General features: G+C 55.0%; 2 protein-coding genes. Both read right to left on the bottom strand.

Annotation, left to right across the window (positions count from 1 at the left end):
• Window positions 1-298 (bottom strand): BACON domain-containing protein (locus tag BQ5361_RS00030; protein ID WP_143047434.1); only part of this gene is annotated, 298 nt, incomplete at its 3' end.
• A gap of 250 nt (window positions 299-548) precedes the next feature.
• Window positions 549-1,536 (bottom strand): BACON domain-containing protein (locus tag BQ5361_RS00025; protein WP_143047433.1); only part of this gene is annotated, 988 nt, incomplete at its 5' end.

Raw genomic sequence — 1,536 nt, 5'->3', positions numbered from 1 at the left:
CGGTAAAGGAACCGGTACGCTGCTCCGGGGTACCGTTGTCGGTTACCGAAACCGTCACGGTCGTACCGTCCGTCTTCTCCGCCTTCAGCCAGGCCGAAGCCGTATCCGATACACGCACTTCCCACTCCACGTTCACGGCCGTAACCGTCACGCTCTGCGACGGAGCCGAAACAGCCGCGAAATCCAGCGACGAGGGCTCCACCTTCAGCGACGGTACGCCGCCCCCGTCAGGCCCCTTGTCCCCTCCGCACGATGCAAACAGCAGGCACAGTGCGGAAATAAACAGTAATCTTTTCATAGGTAAGTTTTTTAAAGTTAGTAACACGGTCTTCAACCGAAAGCTAATTTAAGCAGGAAACATCATCCGCACAATAATATAATATAGAAAACAAATATTTTTTCATATTTACCGCAAACCGTTCACAATCAAACGTGCAACTCCTTTTCATACGACCATATCTCCTTACCGGCCCAAGCGCTTCAGGCCAGGCACGAAAAAAGCCCGGCGGATTCCGCCGGGCCCACAAACCACATTCCCGTATGAAATCCTACGCTCCCGTCGCAGGCGGGTCGGTAGGCAGGGTAGAACATCTCGGAACGAACTCCAGCGTAGAGGTCCCCGTCACCGTAAACTCGAAATCGTCCTGACAGTCGAAGACGAAAGTGTAACGGTCGCCGTCACGGCTTACGGTAATGGTACCCGCAGCCAAAGGCCCCGCTTCCTTCACCACACCGTCTTCCACGACGAATACCCAACTGCCGGGGTGCTGCCAATCGTAATATCCGGGAATCCCTTCGGCTATGTACATCGGCGGAACCATTCCATCGTCACCGAACTCCGTAACGGTGTACTCTCCGTCGGTCATGTAATATTCGTTGTCGTCGTTAAAGAAAATAGGCTCCGAACGCATGTCGAGCGAAATACAGGTCCCCGTACCCGAATAAGGGTTATAGACATCATTTACGGTCGGTTCGACACCGTCCGTCCAGAATTCGAGCATCCAGCTCGCCCCCGTCTCCGGGTCCCAGCTCTGGGTGGGGCTGACGCTCACCTTTGCATTCACCAGATTGTCGAGTACCACATTCTCCGTCAGCGTACTGTAATACTCCTGCAACCCCTTCTGCGTGACAGTCACCCGGATATCCGGCACCTCCTCTACGGTCGCCGTAATCAGCAGATAACCTACGCGCTCCTCCGTAGTCTCATTTTTGGACATCTCTATATTAATCTTCGACAGACCGTCGTCCTTGTTGGCGATGGCCGAGAACCAGGTCACCGCATTGCCTTCCGCATCCACCGCACGGGCATTCCAATCCGTATTCACCGCCGTCACCTGAATGTCTTTGGTACCCGAAACAACCTCTCCGTTCGCCTTGAAAATAATGCCCGTCTCCGGGTCCTCCACATCGATGCTCAGCGACGGAGGAAGCACCTTGCCGGCCTGCGTCACGCGGATGGCCTTCGCACCTACGGACTCAGCACTCGGCGTAATCACTACATTCCCCGAACGCTCCGCCGTCTCCGGATTGTCGGAA

It is taken from the genome of Tidjanibacter massiliensis (genome assembly GCF_900104605.1).
GTDB lineage: Bacteria > Bacteroidota > Bacteroidia > Bacteroidales > Rikenellaceae > Tidjanibacter > Tidjanibacter inops.
This window is presented reverse-complemented; position numbering and strand designations above follow the sequence as displayed.